Origin of the sequence: Streptomyces sp. CAU 1734, from assembly GCF_039888735.1 — a bacterium.
Lineage (GTDB): Bacteria > Actinomycetota > Actinomycetes > Streptomycetales > Streptomycetaceae > Streptomyces.
Genome location: NZ_JBDQQP010000011.1, coordinates 274,662 through 290,731, shown reverse-complemented (window position 1 = coordinate 290,731; position 16,070 = coordinate 274,662). Strand labels below are relative to the sequence as shown.

Below are 16,070 nucleotides of genomic sequence, written 5' to 3'. Positions count from 1 at the left end.
CGCGGACCGGTGCCGTACGGGGGCGGGCGCCGTGTCAGCTCTCCTCCGCCGTCGCCGAACGCCGGTTCCAGGCGCGCGGCGCCCGCCAGTGGTAGCGCATCGCGAGCAGCCGCAGCACGAAGGCGGTCGCGGCGGCGAGCGCGCTGGTGAGCGCGTCCAGGGTGTCGAAGCGGAGACAGAGGACCACCATGGTCGCGCCCACGATCGCGGGGACGGCGTAGAGATCACGGTCCCAGCGCAGCAGTGAGGGAACCTCGTTCGCCAGCACATCGCGGAGCACACCGCCGCCGACCGCGGTCGCCACGCCGAGCGCCGCCGACGAGGTCAGGCCGAGACCGTACTCGTACGCCTTGACGGTGCCGGTCACACAGAAGAGCCCGAGGCCGGCCGCGTCGAAGACATTGACGGCGACCTGGATCCGCTCCACATGGGGGTGGAGGAAGAAGACCAGGACCGTGGCCACCAGCGGCATCAGGAAGTAGCCGAGGTCGGTGAAGGCCGCCGGCGGGACGGCCCCGATGATCAGGTCGCGCAGCAGCCCGCCGCCCAGCGCGGTCACCTCGGCGAGGACGGCGATGCCGAAGACATCGAAGTTCTTGCGTACGGCGAGGAGTGCGCCGGAGATCGCGAAGACGAAGATTCCGGCGAGGTCGAGCGCATGCTGGACGGAGGGCGTGAACAATTCTTGGAGCACCGGACGATTGTGCCGTCTCGCGGCGGTCGTCCCGGCTCCGCCGGACCGGGGGTGCGCTACTCCTTCGCGCCGGGTGCGGGGGCCGGATCCGGGGTCTCCGCCGCGGCAGTGACGCCCTCCGGGTGGTGGCAGGCCACCTGTTGCCCCGGACGCAGCTCGACCAGCGGCGGCTCCTGTGTGGTGCAGATCTCGGTCGCCTTCCAGCACCGGGTGTGGAACCGGCAGCCGAGCGGCGGTGAGATCGGCGAGGGCACATCGCCCTTGAGCAGGATCCGCTCGCTCCGCGCCCCGCGCCGCCGGGGGTCCGGTACGGGCACCGCCGACATCAGCGCCCTGGTGTAGGGATGCATCGGCGACGCGTACAGCGCCCCGCGGTCCGCCAGCTCCACGATCTTCCCCAGATACATCACCGCGATCCGGTCCGAGACATGGCGGATGACGGAGAGGTCGTGGGCGATGATCACATAGGTGAGCCCCAGCTCCTCCTGGAGGTCGTCCAGGAGATTGACCACCTGCGCCTGGATGGAGACATCGAGCGCGGAGACCGGCTCGTCCGCGACCACCAGCTTGGGCTTCAGGGCCAGGGCCCGGGCGATGCCGACGCGCTGCCGCTGGCCGCCGGAGAATTCGTGCGGATAGCGGTTGTAGTGCTCCGGATTGAGGCCCACCAGCTCCAGCAGCCGCTGGACCTCCTTCTTCACCCCGCCGTCGGGGGTGATGCCCTGGAGCCGGAACGGCGCCGAGACGATGGTGCCGATGGTGTGCCGGGGGTTCAGCGAGGAGTACGGATCCTGGAAGATCATCTGGACATCGCGGCGCAGCGGGCGCATGGCCCCCACCCCGAGATGGGTGATGTCGTGTCCCTGGAATTCGATCCGGCCGCCGGTCGGTTCGAGCAGCCGGGTGATCAGCCGCCCCATGGTCGACTTGCCACAGCCGGACTCACCCACCACGCCCAGGGTCTCCCCCGGGCGCACATCGAAGGTGAGCCCGTCGACCGCCTGGACGGCGCCGGTCCGCCGCCGGAGCAGACCCTCGCGGATGGGGAAGTGCTTGACCAGGCCGTCGACCCTCAGCAGTGCGTCCGGGGCGGTGGCCGGCGGCTTCTGCGCGGGAATGTTCACTCGGTCGCTCACAGCTTCGGCGCAATCTCTTCGGTCCAGATCCGCGTCCGCTCCTCCTGCGCCATGTGACAGGCGGAGAAGTGCCGGCCGCCCGCGGAGTGGAGCTCGGGGCGGACGGTACGCGTCCGGTTCCCCTCCGGGACGTCGGCGTAGGGGCAGCGCGGGTTGAAGGCACAGCCGTCGGGGATGTTGATCAGACTGGGCGGGGAGCCCTTGACCGGGATCAGCCGCTCGGTCTGCTCGCGGTCGATCCGGGGCATCGAGCCCAGCAGCCCCCAGGTGTAGGGGTGCTGGGGCTCGTGGAAGACCCGCTCGGCGGGCCCGCGCTCGACACACCGGCCGCCGTACATCACCAGGATGTCGTCGGCGAGCTCGGCGACCACCCCGAGGTCGTGGGTGATGACGATCACCGCACTGCCGAACTCCTTCTGGAGATCGCGGATCAGATCGAGGATCTGGGCCTGCACGGTCACGTCGAGCGCGGTGGTGGGCTCGTCGGCGATCAGCAGCTCCGGATTGTTGACCAGCGCCATCGCGATCATCGCGCGCTGGCGCATCCCGCCGGAGAACTCGTGCGGATAGCTGTCGACCCGCTTGTCGGGCTGCGGGATGCCGACCCGGTCGAGCAGTTCGACCGCCCTCTTGCGGGCGGTCTTCTTGTCCGTGTCGTGGTGGACCCGGTACGCCTCCACGATCTGGCGGCCGATCGTGTAGTACGGATGGAGCGCCGACAGCGGGTCCTGGAAGATCATCGCCATGTTCCGGCCGCGCAGCTTCCGCACCTCGTCCGGATGGGCGCCGAGCAGCTCCCGGCCGTCCAGCCAGACCTCCCCGGAGATCCGCGCCTTGTTCCGTCCGTACTGGCCGGCGGTGTGCAGGCCCATGATCCCCAGCGAGGTGACGGACTTGCCCGAGCCCGACTCGCCGACGATGCCGAGGGTCTTCCCCTTCTCCAGCCGGAAGCTCAGCCCGTCGACGGATTTGACCAGACCGTCGTCGGTGGGGAAGTGCACCCGCAGATCGCGGACTTCGAGAAAGGCGTCGGGGGCCGGTGAACCGGGCGGGGCGACCGTTCCCGGAAGCCCCGCGGGGGCGGCGGAGCCGGATTCTTCGATGGGGATGGTCATCCGATCCTCACTCGCGGGTCGACGACGGCGTACAGAAGGTCCACGACGAGGTTGGCGACACAGATGAAGAGCGCCGCGAAGAGGGTGACGCCCAGGATCAGCGGCAGATCCTTGGACTCGATGGACTCGATGGCGAGCCGTCCGAGGCCGGGCAGGCTGTAGGTGGACTCGGTGAGCACCGCCCCGCCGAGCAGGGCGCCGAGGTCGAGTCCCAGCAGGGTCAGCACCGGGGTCCAGGTGGAGCGCATGGCGTGCCGTCCGATGACGACCCGCTCGGTGAGGCCCTTGGCGCGGGCGGTGCGGATGTAGTCCTCGCCCATGATCTCCAGCATGGTGGCGCGGGTGAGCCGGGCGTACATCGCCGCGTAGAGGAAGGCGAGGGTGATCCAGGGCAGGATCAGGGTCCGGAACCACTGGAGGGGATCCTCCTCGACCGGGGTGTACACCCCGCTGATCCAGTCCAGCTGATAGCTGAAGACCGCCAGCGAGATCAGTCCGGTGAAGTAGATCGGCAGCGAGACCCCGGCGAGGGCGACCGTCATGGCGGCCCGGTCCCACAGGGTGCCCCGGCGCAGGGCGGAGACCACACCCGCCGCCACCCCGCCGGTGACCCAGAGCACACAGGCGCCCGCGGCGAGCGAGAGCGTGACCGGCATCGCCTCGGTGAGCAGCGGCCACACCTCCTGCTCGGTGCGGAAGGAGTAGCCGAAGCAGGGGGCCGGGCAGCTGGTGACGTCCGGGCCGTTGGCGTACTCGCGGCCGGCGAAGAGGCCCTGGACGAAGTTCCAGAACTGCACCAGCACCGGATCGGCGAGACCCAGTTTCTGCCGGATGCCCTCGATGGCGGCCTCGTCGGTCTGCTTTCCGGCGAAGAGATACGCCGGGTCCGAGCCCGCCCACTTGGGGAGCACGAAGAAGATGACGAAGGTCGTCAGGGTGACGACCAGCAGCATCATGGCGACGGCGAACAATCGCCGGATGACGTATGCAAGCACTGTGCGCGGCCCGGCGGCGGCCCGCGGAGCCCTGGCTCAGGGTCCGCGCGGGCCGCCGCCCGAGGCCATCACCTGCCCTTCGGGACTGGCGGGTTGGGCGATGGTGGGGCGGTGCGACGGGGGTGCGCGCACCCGCCGCGGCGGGCGGGTGCGCGGGTGCCCGTACGGGTCACCGGGGAGTGCCGCTACTTGACGACGCCCAGGGAGACATAGTCGTAACGGCCGTTGTACGCACCGCTGGAGTAGGCGTTGGTCAGCCGCGAGCCGCGCCAGGTGAAGTTCTTCTCGTAGATGAACGGCATCTGGACCGCGAGGTCGGCGACGGCGTGGTTCATCTGCTGGTAGATCGCGCCGGCCTTGTCGGGGTCGGTCTCCTTGAGCGCGTCGTCGAAGAACTTGTTGATCTTCGGGTCATTGGTCTCGGAGACGTTGTAGTTGCCGTTGCCGACGATGAAGCGGCCGTCGATGATCGGCTGGGAGAAGCCCTGCCCGGTCGGGAAGTCCGGACCCCAGCCGGTCATGACCAGACCGAGACCGCGCTTCTTCACCACGGCGGGCGAGCCGGTGATGCTGGAGGACTCGGCGCCGTCGATCGTCTCGACCTCGGTCTTGATGCCGACCGCGTTCAGCGACTGCTGGAGCGCCTCGGCGGTCTGCACCTCGCCGGGGTTGTTGCTGCGGGCGCTGATGTTGGTGGAGAAGCCGCCGGGCTTGCCGCATGCCTTGAGGGCGGCCTTGGCCTTCTCGACATCGGGCTTGCCCTTGCGGGCGAGGATGCCGTACGGGTCGTAGTCGTCCGAGCCCTTGATGGACTTGGGCAGCATGTTGGTGGCGATGTCGCCGCCGGCGTCCGGGCCGCCGCGGACCTGCTGCATCGAGGCGTAGTCGGCGGCGTAGATCACGGCCTTGCGGCACTCGATGTTGTCGAACGGGGCCACCTTGGTGGCGATGTCGACATAGCGGATGAAGCTGGTCTCGATGTTGTCGAGATTGGCCTTGTGGCCCTGGAGGGCCTTGGTGCGGCCGGCCTGGGACATGCCGGTGGCGTTCAGGTCCAGGTCGTACTCGCCCTTGATGAGCAGCTCGTCGATCGCCTCGATGTTCGAGTTGATGGTGAGCGTGACCTTGTCCGGCAGCGCGGCGCGGATCGGGTCGGTGGACTTCTGCCACTTGTCGTTGCGGACCAGTACGGCGCTCTTCTTCGGCGCGTACGACTCGAATTTGTACGGGCCCGAGGAGAAGGGCTTGAGCTGGTACTTGCCGGCCGTGTCCTTCTCCCGCTTCACCGGGGACCCGGACGGCATCGCCAGCATCTGCTCGAAGTCGCCGTTGGCGGTCGGCAGATGGAAGATGATCGTCTTGTCGTCGGGGGTCTCGATGGCCTTCAGGCCCAGCTTGTCCGGGCTGGTGTCCTTGTACGGGCCCGGGTAGGTGTTCTCCGGGTCCAGGACCTGGCGCAGATACTGCGGCCCGCCGGTGATGACATCCGCGGCCCAGACGCGCTGGATGCCGTACTTGATGTCCTTGGAGGTGATCGGCGAGCCGTCCTCCCAGGCGATCCCGTCGCGCAGCTCATAGGTGTAGGTCTTGCCGTCGTTGGTGACGACCCCCTTGGCCTTGGCCAGGTCGGGGACGAGTTCGGCGCCGCCCGCGCCCGGCTTGGGGGCGTACGAGACGAGCTGGCGGGCGTAGAAGCGGGAGAAGTCCCAGGCCATGCCGTAGTACTGGCGCTGCGGATCGGTGGAGTCCAGATCCTGCTTGCCGATGAACTTGAGCGTGCCGCCCTTCTTGGCGGAGGGGTTGGCGACACCGGTCATGGCCGCGTTGTAGCCGGCGGCCTTGCCGTCACCGCCCTCCCCGTCCTGGGAACCGCCACCGCCGCCGCACGCCGCGGTGGCCGTGAGGGCGGCCACGACGAGCGCCGCTCCGGCGATGCGCCTGGTCCTCGTCCTCGACGAACGCAGGGAAGTCATAGTTCCTGGAACCTCCGGGGGTAGCACGGTTCCCCCGCCTCTTTGCCGGGGAACGGTCGGGGAGCCGCCCGGCCCGTGTGGCGGGGGCGGTGTTGTTCAGTGGCGCGGTGGGGGCGGCGGGGCGGGCCGCCGCGGGGCCGGGCAACACCGGCCGGGCCCGGTCATCGGCTGCCCTTGGGATCGAGGGCGTCGCGCACACCGTCGCCGAAGAGGTTGAAGGCGAGCACCGTCACGAAGATCGCCAGACCGGGCACCACCATGAAGGTGGGGTTGGACTGGTAGGTCTCCACCGCCGTGGAGAGCATCTGCCCCCAGGAGGCGGTGGGCGGGCGGACTCCCGCGCCGAGGAAGCTGAGCGCGGCCTCGGTGAGGATGTTGGTGGGGATCATCAGCGTGGCGTACACGGTGATCGGGGCCACCAGATTGGGCAGCAGCTCCTTGAAGAGCACATAGCGGCGGCCGGCGCCGAGGCTGCGGGCGGCTTCGATGTACTCCTTCTCGCGGAGCGAGAGGGTCTGGCCGCGGACGATGCGCCCGACATAGGGCCAGCCGAAGAAGCCGATCACCCCGACGAGAATGGAGATGCGGACGCTGCTGCCGGTCATTCCGAAGAGATCGTTGGGCAGGACCGAGACCAGCGAGATGATGAAGAGGAGCTGCGGGAAGGCCAGCAGCATGTCCATCACCCGGCTGATGACCGAGTCGGCCCAGCCGCCGAAGTAGCCGGCGACGATCCCGAGGACGGTGCCGAGCACCACGGCGACCAGGGCGGCGAGGAAGGCCACCAGCAGGGAGATCCGCGCGCCGTAGACGATCCGGCTGAAGACATCGCGGCCGTTGTTGGGTTCGAGACCGAGCAGATGTTCCGAACTCATGCCGCCGAAGGACCCCTTGGGGGTGCCGAAGAGCGGATCGATCTTGTCCTGGTGGAATTCATTGGGCGGATGGCCCAGCCAGCTCACGATCAGCGGGGCGAAGACGGCGGTGAGGATCAGCAGGAGGACAACGATGCCACCGGCGAGCGCGAGCCGGTCGCGCTTGAGCCGCGACCAGGCGATGCGGCGCAGTGAGCGCCCCTCGACCGCCGTCTTGACTTCAGCCGCCGCGACATCGGCCGTCGCGGTCCGCTCCGCGTCCGCGCTCGTGTCGTGCAATGGTGCCGTCATCGTGGTGGGGACCCCTCTCGGCCGGACATGGCCGGCCCGTACCCGCCGCTGCGGCGGTTCCGCTTGGTACCGAACCTCTGCTGCGTGCGGGGCTGTTGGTACGAGAGGTACCCGCGAGATGCCCGTGAAGCACGCCGTGCGCAGGAGCGAACCGCTCCCTTGCTGCGGGAGTCTTCAACGGCCGCGCGATCAGCCGCCAGACCCCTCGCGGAATGGTTGCCCAACCGTGATGAGTGTCGCTGTCTTCCGTTATCCGGACGGGAACTCCGGCTGAGCGGAACTCCAATTGGCCAAAAAGGGACGCCAGTTGAACACCTCACCGACATTCGGACACCTCTTCGGGCTTGGATTTCGAAGGGCCCTTGCGTCTGCGGGGTGTGATCGGCAGGTCATAGCGCGGACATGACATGGAAGAACCGCGCGGGCGCTTGCCACGCCCTTCACATATGCGATCAAGGCTGGGCTACTGGCGAGTTGGGGCGTGCGGAGAGCGCCGATCCGCGCATGGCCGGATCGCGCCGATGAGATCCGCCTCCGGGAGCGGCGCACGACGGCACCGGGGGCGTATCCGGAGGGCGGGCGGGTACACATGACGGCGCGCCGTGCGCCGGGGCGCACGGGCCGGGGCGGGCTGCTGTGCCGGCCGGTGGGGGTGGTGTGCGGGGGTCTCCGGGGAGGGTCAGGCGCGGCCGGTGACCCCGTGGGCGTCACGGTCGTAGAAGGGGCGGGCATGGGCGCGCAGCCAGAGCGAGACCGGGTCGTACGCGTCGGACATGGCGACGGTGGAGACGGGCAGCCCGTCCGGGACCGCCGCGATCGACTGCTGCATCATCGCCCGCACCGCGTCCACGGACGGCCGGGTGGTGTCGTACAGATCCAGCCCGATGACGAGATAGGGGGCTCCCAGGGCCGGCTGCACCCAGGCCCGCCGCAGCGACCGGATGGGGGTGGTGCGGTGGGCGTTCTGAGCGAGCAGGGCGTAGAAGTGCGGGATCTCGATCGCGGGCTCGGAGAGCCGCAGCGGGCCGGCGGGCATCCGGTCGAGGCCGGTGGCGATCCGGCGGAGGTCGGGCCAGGGAATGCCGACACCGCCGCCGGGGGCATGGGGGTTGAGCCAGATTCCCCAGCGCTCGGGGAAGAGGGAGCGGGCGATGTCGACACCGCTGACCACTTCGTGGGAGCGGTTCCAGCCGGAGACGGCGAGCTCCTGCGCGGAGGTGACACAGGGGGCGTACCCGATGCCGTCGATCTCCATGTTGCCGTACTGGGCGTCGGGCGAGCCCGGCCCGCCGTGCCAGAGCAGCATCCAGACCTGGCCGTTCGCCGGGTCGGCGAGCGCCTTGAGCAGTGCCTCGTACGCGTCGTAGCGTCCGGGGGTCACCTGGCGCAGCATGTGCTCGACCTGCCCGGCCGCCGCGGTGCCTGACGCGCTCACCCTGTTCCGCCCCTCTCCGAACTGCATGCGTGTGGCCTCGGCCTCCGGACCGCAGGGGGTCGGGCGCGGGTGGAGGCCGGGCCGGGAAGCCAGCTTAATCGGCCGCTCCGGCAGCGGTCGGCGGCGGCGGCCCGGGCATCCGGACCGGCGGGCACCGCCGCCGGCCGGCGGTGCCGGTACTAGTGATGATCGCGCTGGTAGAACGGCCGCACCTGGGTGATCATCCACTCGACCACCGGATCCTGCGCCATGTCGAGCAGGATGAGATTGACCGGCCAGGGCGGCTGGACCCGGCCGAGAGCGCGGCCGAGAGCGTCCAGCGGGGCGCTCTGCTCGGCGCCCTCCCGGGAGGCGAGCTGGACCCCGATGAAGAGGACGGGGGGATCGCCCTCGATGGAGGCGAGCGCCCGGCGGGCGGTGGCCACCACGCCCGCGGCCTGGAACTCCCCGGCGGCGGCGGCGAGGAAGTCGACCGGCTCCTGCTGCCAGTCGGGCTCGAACAGCCGCACCCTGCCGCCGCTCGCGGGCCCGTCGAGCGGGGTGCGCCCGGTCCGGCAGAGCTCGGCGACGGCCTCCGGCGGCAGCGGGATGCCGACGGCACCGCCGGGGTTGACCGCGATACCGAGCTGCGGGGGGAGCCCGCGGGCGAATTCGCGGGCGGGGGCGATGGTGAAGGACATGTGGGGGCCGGCGCAGGCCGTGAACTGCTGCTCGGAGCTGAAGACGGGGACGTACGCCCCGTCGTCGATGTCCATGGTGGGGAGATCGAGGTCGCGGCTCTCGGGGGAACCGCCCCGGGGCAGCGGTACCCACAGGTGGCTGCGGCCGAGCACTTCGACGATCCGGGGCCCGGCGGAGGGGTTGCCGAGCGATGCGGCGAGCACCTCTTCGAGCTCGTTCGCGGGCCAGCCGCCTTGCTGCGGCTGCTGATGCGCCTGTTCCGGAATGGTCATGTTGCTGGCCCTCTCCCCCGGCGGTGCCGGTCTCCCCACGCCTTGTCCCCCCGACCCTAATGCCGGGGAGGGCGACGGGGCACGACCGCGCGCGCATGACGGGGCACTTCGCCGTATATCGCCTGGGGAGGGAGGCGGGGCGGGCGAGTGACACCGGCGGTGCCCGGGGCGGCTTGCCGGGGTCCGTTCGCGCCGGGGCGGGATGGCGGCCGGCGGGGGCGGCCGAGAGCCCGGCGGAGGAGGGGCGCGGGTCGGGGCGAGGCGAGCACCACCGCGCCCGCTCACGACACGGGTACGGGAACGCGCGGAGGCCGAGCGCCCGGCGGCGGGCCCCGGCGCGCGGGCGGCTCCCTCCCCGCCCGCCGCGAGGCGTGGCCGCGGCCGATCGCCAGGTCGGCGGACCGGACAGCCAAACGGTTCAGACGGTCAGACAGCCAGGCGGTCAGGCGGTCAGGCGGCCGTCACTCGAAGCCGAGCAGATTCAGTACGGACGCGGCATCGCGGTCCAGCAGGACCGCCGAGGCGACCCCCCGCGGCAGTCTCCCCGCCTCCGCGTCGCCGATCAGGCCGCCGACCGCGCGCCGGTGCCGGGCGAAGGCGTAACCGGAGACACCCCGGCCGCGCTCCCGCTGGCCCTGCCGGGCGATATCCGGCGGGACGTCGAGCAGGACGAGATGGAGGGCCCCGCCCCGGCGCCGGGCCTCGCGCGCCAGCCAGCGGCGTACCCAGGCCTGGGTGCCGCAGTCGTGGACCACGACACTGGCACCCGACCGCAGGGCGTGCCGGAGCCCGGCGTAGTGGGAGAAACGGACCAGGGGGCGGTAGACGGCGTACGGCAGGAATCCGGGCATCCGGGAGTCCCAGCGGTCCCGGGTGTTCTGCGAGTCGATGCCCCGGCCCCGGACCGCGCGCCGGATCAGGGTGGACTTTCCGCTGCCGGGGAGGCCGGAGACGACGACCACGTCACCGGAGGCGAACAGCAGCCGCCGGGGGCTGCGCCCCGCGCGGGCGCGCAGATCACGCAGGACGGGCGTGGGTCCGCCCAGCAGCTTCCCGATCTTCCGGACGGCCGCCGCCGGTGGCGCGGGCACACCCGTGGTCGTGGCGTAGGCACCGGAGTGCTGCAACGTCATCACACCCTCCCCCATGTCAGGTCTCCCTCACACTTGCCCAAGAAGCGTAAAGAAATGGTAATGGGGCGCAACTGATTTGCGTCTGATGCGCGTCCGGCGTGTGGCGAACGGCTCCGGCGGAAACAGGGGCGGCGGCCCGCCCGGCCGGCCGGGCGGCCGTCGGGGGAGGCCGGCGCGGCGCCGGAGAGCCGGCGAGAAGGCCCGGCTCCGGACCCCCATGGAGCCGCCGGGCGTGCAATGATGTGCCCGCCAACTGCATACCGGCCGCTTGAATCCACGCGGGAGAGTCCCGGCCCCGTGCCGGGCGCCGAAGGAGCAAGTTCCTCCCTTGAATCTCTCAGGCCCCGTACCGCGCGTGATGAGGCAGATCTGAAAAGCGAGCCGCCGTTCCGGGGCTCCACCCAAGGTGCAAACCGCGACCACCTGTACGCCGGGTCGTGGTGAACCTCTCAGGTTCCGATGACAGATGGGGAGGATTGTCCTCGCCGTCATGCCCTGGGAGCCCCTTTCATGAGCAACGCCCCTCGCCGGACCGCCCTCGATGCGCTGCATCGTTCGCTGGGCGCGACCATGACCGACTTCGCGGGCTGGGACATGCCCCTGCGGTACGCCAGCGAGCGCGACGAGCACCAGGCCGTGCGCAACCGGGCGGGCCTCTTCGACCTCTCCCACATGGGCGAGATCACCGTGACGGGGCCGCAGGCCGCCGCGCTGCTCGATTACGCGCTGGTCGGCAACATCGGCTCGATCGGGGCCGGCCGGGCCCGCTACACCATGATCTGCCGCGAGGACGGCGGCATCCTGGACGATCTGATCGTCTACCGGCTCGGCGCTCCCGAGACGCCCGAGTACATGGTGGTGGCGAACGCCGGAAACGCGCAGACCGTACTGGACGCGCTGATCGAGCGGTCGGCCGATTTCGACGCCGAGGTCCGGGACGACCGGGACAATTACGCGCTGATCGCCGTCCAGGGTCCGGAGTCCCCGGGCATCCTGAAGTCGGTCACGGACGCCGATCTGGACGGTCTGAAGTACTACGCCGGGCTCCCGGGCACAGTCGCCGGGGTCCCCGCGCTGATCGCCCGTACCGGCTACACCGGCGAGGACGGCTTCGAGCTCTTCGTGGAGCCCCGGCACGCCGAGGAGCTGTGGCGCGCGCTGACCGAGGCGGGCGCCTCGGCCGGGCTGATCCCCTGCGGGCTGTCCTGCCGGGACACGCTCCGCCTGGAGGCGGGGATGCCGCTGTACGGACACGAGCTGACCACCGCGCTCACCCCCTTCGACGCCGGTCTGGGCCGGGTCGTGAAGTTCGAGAAGACCGGTGATTTCGTCGGGCGCGCGGCCCTCACCGAGGCCGCCGCGCGTGCCGAGGCCAGCCCGCCGCGCAAGCTGGTCGGGCTGATCGCCGCGGGCCGCCGGGTGCCGCGCGCCGGCTTCTCGGTGGTCGCCGGGGGCGAGACCGTCGGCGAGGTCACCTCCGGAGCGCCCTCCCCCACCCTGGGGAAGCCGATCGCCATCGCCTATGTGGACGCGGCCCACGCGGCCCCGGGCACGGAGGGCGTCGGAGTCGACATCCGGGGTACCCACGAGGCGTACGAAGTCGTCGCACTGCCCTTCTACAAGCGGCAGAAGTGACTCCGCGCGGGCGGGGCGGGCCCCGGCCCGTCCCGGCCGCCGCGCTCCGGCCGGCCGCTTCCGCCGTCTGAGGGCCCGGGCGCCCCGCCGCGCCCGGCCGGGGGAACCGTCGGCGGCCCGTGCGCTCCGGCCGCCGGCCCGTACGGCTCCTTCGGACACCGCCGGACACACCGGCCGCCGACACGATCGGCCGGCCCCGCCCGCCGGGCCTGGCGGGCGATCACCGATACCCCCGGGGACGGCATCCGGAACCCCGGATACGGCCGTCACGGCGCCGGAAGTGACCATCAGCACCTCCCGCCGCCCTCACCACGTTCATCAGCCCCTTCCGCGTACAGGAGAATTCAGGTCATGAGCAACCCCCAGCAGCTGCGTTACAGCAAGGAGCACGAGTGGCTGTCGGTCGCCGAGGACGGCGTCTCGACGGTCGGCATCACCGAATTCGCGGCGAGTGCGCTCGGCGATGTCGTCTACGCCCAGCTCCCCGAGGTGGGCTCCACGGTGACCGCGGGCGAGTCCTGCGGTGAGCTGGAGTCGACGAAGTCCGTGAGTGACCTGTACTCCCCCGTCTCGGGCGAGGTCACCGAGTTCAACCAGAACGTGGTCGACGACCCGTCGCTGGTGAACACCGCTCCGTTCGAGGGCGGCTGGCTCTTCAAGGTGCGGGTCAGCGGCGAGCAGGACGATCTGCTCTCCGCCGACGAGTACACCGCCTTCGCCGCGGGCTGATCCACCGCGCATCATCGCCGCGCCCGCCTCTTGACCACGACCACGACCACGACAGGGAACCGAGATGTCGCTTCTCAACACCCCTCTCCATGAGCTGGACCCGGATGTCGCCGCCGCCGTCGACGCCGAGCTTCACCGTCAGCAGTCGACCCTGGAAATGATCGCCTCGGAGAACTTCGCTCCGGTCGCGGTCATGGAGGCCCAGGGTTCGGTCCTCACCAACAAGTACGCCGAGGGCTACCCCGGCCGCCGCTACTACGGCGGCTGTGAGCACGTCGATGTGATCGAGCAGATCGCCATCGACCGCATCAAGGAGCTCTTCGGCGCCGAGCACGCCAATGTGCAGCCGCACTCGGGTGCCCAGGCCAACGCGGCGGCGATGTTCGCGCTGCTCAAGCCCGGCGACACGATCATGGGTCTGAACCTCGCGCACGGCGGGCACCTGACCCACGGCATGAAGATCAACTTCTCCGGCAAGCTCTACAACGTGGTCGCGTACCACGTGGACAACACCACCGGCCAGGTCGACATGGCCGAGGTCGAGAAGCTGGCCAAGGAGTCCCGGCCGAAGCTGATCGTGGCGGGCTGGTCCGCCTACCCGCGGCAGCTGGACTTCGCCGCCTTCCGCCGGATCGCGGACGAGGTCGGCGCCTATCTCATGGTCGACATGGCCCACTTCGCGGGCCTGGTCGCGGCCGGTCTGCACCCCAACCCGGTGCCGCACGCCCATGTCGTGACCACGACCACCCACAAGACGCTGGGCGGCCCCCGCGGCGGAGTGATCCTCTCCACGGCCGACCTCGCCAAGAAGATCAACTCGGCGGTCTTCCCCGGCCAGCAGGGCGGCCCGCTGGAGCATGTCATCGCCGCCAAGGCGGTCTCCTTCAAGGTCGCGGCGACCGAGGAGTTCAAGGAGCGCCAGCAGCGCACCCTGGACGGCGCCCGCATCCTGGCCGAGCGCCTGATCCAGGACGATGTGCGCGAGCACGGCGTCTCGGTGCTCTCCGGCGGCACGGACGTCCACCTGGTCCTGGTCGACCTGCGCAACTCCGAGCTCGACGGCCAGCAGGCCGAGGACCGCCTCCACGAGGTCGGGATCACGGTCAACCGCAACGCCATCCCCAACGACCCCCGGCCGCCGATGGTGACCTCGGGCCTGCGGATCGGCACCCCGGCCCTGGCCACCCGCGGCTTCGGCGACGAGGACTTCCGCGAGGTCGCGGACATCATCGCCGAGGCGCTGAAGCCGGTGTACGACGCCGAGGCCCTGCGCGGCCGGGTGTCGGCACTGGCCGCGAAGCACCCGCTCTACCCCGGGCTGTAGGCCCGTCCGGGGAGGTCCGTACGCAACGCCACCCGCACACGCATACGAATCTCGGGGGCACCGCGCACACTGGAGAGTGAGCGCGGTGCCCCGCCCCGTCCCAGCACACCATCCGAATCGCTCACGCGTCGGCCCCATCCCCGCGCACCGCTGCTCACCGCACCATCTGCACCACCCGGCGGACAACGGCGTCTACCAACCCCTAGGAGTTCCCCGTGGCCATCTCGGTCTTCGACCTGTTCTCGATCGGCATCGGCCCGTCCAGCTCCCATACGGTCGGCCCCATGCGCGCGGCCCGCATGTTCGCCCGGCGGCTGAAGAACGAGGGCCTGCTGGCCCACACCGCCTCGATACGCGCCGAGCTCTACGGCTCACTCGGCGCCACCGGCCACGGCCACGGCACCCCCAAGGCGGTCCTCCTCGGTCTCACCGGCAGCTCCCCCCGGACCGTCGACGTCGAGACCGCCGACGCGCAGGTCGAGCGGATCAGGGAGTCCGGCCGGATCAATCTCCTCGGCATGCACGAGATCGACTTCGACTTCGACCGCGATCTGATCCTGCACCGGCGCAAGGCGCTGCCGTACCACGCCAACGGCATGACGATCTTCGCGTACGACGCCGATGGCGCCGGTGTCCTGGAGAAGACGTACTACTCGGTCGGCGGCGGCTTCGTGGTGGACGAGGACGCGGTCGGCGAGGACCGGATCGTCCTCGACGACACCGTACTGAAGTACCCCTTCCGCACCGGCGACGAGCTGCTGCGCCTGACCCGGGAGACCGGCCTCTCGATCTCCGCGCTGATGCTGGAGAACGAGAAGGCATGGCGCACCGAGGAGGAGATCCGCGCCGGTCTGCTGGAGATCTGGCAGGTCATGCAGGCATGCGTGGCCCGGGGCATGGCCCGCGAGGGCATCCTCCCCGGCGGCCTGCGCGTCCGCCGCCGCGCGGCCAATTCCGCCCGCCAGCTCCGCGCCGAGGGCGACCCGCTGGCCCGTGCGATGGAGTGGATCACCCTCTACGCGATGGCCGTGAACGAGGAGAACGCGGCCGGCGGCCGGGTCGTCACCGCCCCCACCAACGGCGCGGCGGGCATCATCCCGGCGGTGCTCCACTACTACATGAACTTCGTCCCCGGCGCCGATGACGAGGGGATCGTCCGCTTCATGCTGTCGGCGGGCGCGATCGGCATGCTCTTCAAGGAGAACGCCTCCATCTCCGGCGCCGAGGTCGGCTGCCAGGGCGAGGTCGGCTCCGCCTGCTCCATGGCGGCGGGCGCCCTGGCCGAGGTCCTGGGCGGCACACCGGAGCAGGTCGAGAACGCCGCCGAGATCGGCATGGAGCACAACCTCGGCCTGACCTGCGACCCGGTCGGCGGCCTGGTCCAGATCCCGTGCATCGAGCGCAACGGCATGGCGGCGGTGAAGGCCGTGACGGCGGCCCGGATGGCGATGCGCGGCGACGGCAGCCACAAGGTCTCCCTGGACAAGGTCATCAAGACGATGAAGGAGACCGGCGCGGACATGTCGGTGAAGTACAAGGAGACGGCGCGGGGCGGGCTCGCGGTGAACATCATCGAGTGCTGAGCCCGTCTCGACGGGTGGGCCCTGACCAGCGCGTTTTCCTCTTTCGACGCTGTCAGGGCCTTCCCTGCCCACACGGCGGGAAGTCCCTGGGATCGGCCCCGGGACGGACGTGAAAGTCCCTGAAAAGTCCCTGGGAAATCCTTCATGGATCGGCGTCCGACCTGGGGTTCCTCGCATCTGCTCGACGTCGGACCCTCCC

The 16,070-nt window shown here is 70.5% G+C and carries 13 protein-coding genes and 1 riboswitch; of the genes, 4 read left to right on the top strand and 9 right to left on the bottom strand.

Annotation, left to right across the window (positions count from 1 at the left end; translation table 11 throughout):
* Nucleotides 1-34: 34 nt before the first annotated feature.
* From AAFN69_RS22620 to AAFN69_RS22580, 9 genes are all read right to left on the bottom strand, one after another.
* Nucleotides 35-694, bottom strand: a complete 660-nt coding sequence (locus AAFN69_RS22620; protein ID WP_347730486.1) for a trimeric intracellular cation channel family protein — start codon at nt 692-694, stop codon at nt 35-37.
* Nucleotides 695-750: 56 nt separating this feature from the next.
* The gene (locus tag AAFN69_RS22615; RefSeq protein ID WP_347730485.1) at nt 751-1,830 is read right to left on the bottom strand and encodes a dipeptide ABC transporter ATP-binding protein; all 1,080 of its coding nucleotides are present in this window, start codon (nt 1,828-1,830) and stop codon (nt 751-753) included.
* Nucleotides 1,827-2,945 (bottom strand): ABC transporter ATP-binding protein, encoded by a 1,119-nt coding sequence (locus tag AAFN69_RS22610; protein ID WP_347730484.1) that lies wholly within the window; start codon nt 2,943-2,945, stop codon nt 1,827-1,829. The genes AAFN69_RS22615 and AAFN69_RS22610 overlap by 4 nt, the downstream gene beginning before the upstream one ends.
* Nucleotides 2,942-3,940 carry an ABC transporter permease gene (locus tag AAFN69_RS22605; RefSeq protein WP_347730483.1) on the bottom strand — a complete coding sequence of 333 codons (999 nt, stop codon included), beginning with the start codon at nt 3,938-3,940 and terminating at the stop codon, nt 2,942-2,944. The genes AAFN69_RS22610 and AAFN69_RS22605 overlap by 4 nt, the downstream gene beginning before the upstream one ends.
* 185 nt (nt 3,941-4,125) lie before the next feature.
* Nucleotides 4,126-5,913, bottom strand: coding sequence for an ABC transporter substrate-binding protein (locus AAFN69_RS22600; protein ID WP_347730482.1), 1,788 nt, complete (start codon nt 5,911-5,913; stop codon nt 4,126-4,128).
* Between the two features lie 161 nt (nt 5,914-6,074).
* Nucleotides 6,075-7,079, bottom strand: a complete 1,005-nt coding sequence (locus tag AAFN69_RS22595; RefSeq protein ID WP_347730481.1) for an ABC transporter permease — start codon at nt 7,077-7,079, stop codon at nt 6,075-6,077.
* Between the two features lie 679 nt (nt 7,080-7,758).
* Nucleotides 7,759-8,514 (bottom strand): enhanced serine sensitivity protein SseB C-terminal domain-containing protein, encoded by a 756-nt coding sequence (locus AAFN69_RS22590; protein ID WP_347730480.1) that lies wholly within the window; start codon nt 8,512-8,514, stop codon nt 7,759-7,761.
* Nucleotides 8,515-8,693: 179 nt separating this feature from the next.
* Complete coding sequence (locus tag AAFN69_RS22585; RefSeq protein WP_347730479.1) at nt 8,694-9,467, bottom strand: enhanced serine sensitivity protein SseB; 774 nt, start codon at nt 9,465-9,467, stop codon at nt 8,694-8,696.
* A 461-nt stretch (nt 9,468-9,928) separates the two neighbouring features.
* Nucleotides 9,929-10,600, bottom strand: coding sequence for an AAA family ATPase (locus AAFN69_RS22580; protein ID WP_347730478.1), 672 nt, complete (start codon nt 10,598-10,600; stop codon nt 9,929-9,931).
* A gap of 269 nt (nt 10,601-10,869) precedes the next feature.
* A riboswitch (glycine riboswitch) is annotated at nt 10,870-10,962 on the top strand.
* A gap of 148 nt (nt 10,963-11,110) precedes the next feature.
* On the opposite strand from AAFN69_RS22580, the gene gcvT reads away from it, so the two are divergent.
* The 4 genes from gcvT (at nt 11,111) to AAFN69_RS22560 (ending at nt 15,871) form a co-directional block, all read left to right on the top strand.
* On the top strand, nt 11,111-12,235 hold the full coding sequence (gene gcvT, locus AAFN69_RS22575) for a glycine cleavage system aminomethyltransferase GcvT (protein ID WP_347730477.1): 1,125 nt from the start codon (nt 11,111-11,113) through the stop codon (nt 12,233-12,235).
* Between the two features lie 351 nt (nt 12,236-12,586).
* On the top strand, nt 12,587-12,964 hold the full coding sequence (gene gcvH / locus AAFN69_RS22570) for a glycine cleavage system protein GcvH (protein ID WP_347730475.1): 378 nt from the start codon (nt 12,587-12,589) through the stop codon (nt 12,962-12,964).
* A gap of 64 nt (nt 12,965-13,028) precedes the next feature.
* Nucleotides 13,029-14,288 carry a serine hydroxymethyltransferase gene (gene glyA / locus AAFN69_RS22565; protein WP_347730474.1) on the top strand — a complete coding sequence of 420 codons (1,260 nt, stop codon included), beginning with the start codon at nt 13,029-13,031 and terminating at the stop codon, nt 14,286-14,288.
* Between the two features lie 215 nt (nt 14,289-14,503).
* Nucleotides 14,504-15,871, top strand: coding sequence for an L-serine ammonia-lyase (locus AAFN69_RS22560; RefSeq protein ID WP_347730473.1), 1,368 nt, complete (start codon nt 14,504-14,506; stop codon nt 15,869-15,871).
* Nucleotides 15,872-16,070 lie beyond the last annotated feature (199 nt).

Coding starts and splice junctions, on each gene's coding strand:
- AAFN69_RS22610 (WP_347730484.1), bottom strand. CDS start 2,945: ATGACCATCCCCATCGAAGAATCCGGCTCCGCCGCCCCCGCGGGGCTT.
- AAFN69_RS22600 (WP_347730482.1), bottom strand. CDS start 5,913: ATGACTTCCCTGCGTTCGTCGAGGACGAGGACCAGGCGCATCGCCGGA.
- AAFN69_RS22595 (WP_347730481.1), bottom strand. CDS start 7,079: ATGACGGCACCATTGCACGACACGAGCGCGGACGCGGAGCGGACCGCG.
- AAFN69_RS22585 (WP_347730479.1), bottom strand. CDS start 9,467: ATGACCATTCCGGAACAGGCGCATCAGCAGCCGCAGCAAGGCGGCTGG.
- AAFN69_RS22580 (WP_347730478.1), bottom strand. CDS start 10,600: ATGACGTTGCAGCACTCCGGTGCCTACGCCACGACCACGGGTGTGCCC.
- gcvT (WP_347730477.1), top strand. CDS start 11,111: ATGAGCAACGCCCCTCGCCGGACCGCCCTCGATGCGCTGCATCGTTCG.
- gcvH (WP_347730475.1), top strand. CDS start 12,587: ATGAGCAACCCCCAGCAGCTGCGTTACAGCAAGGAGCACGAGTGGCTG.
- glyA (WP_347730474.1), top strand. CDS start 13,029: ATGTCGCTTCTCAACACCCCTCTCCATGAGCTGGACCCGGATGTCGCC.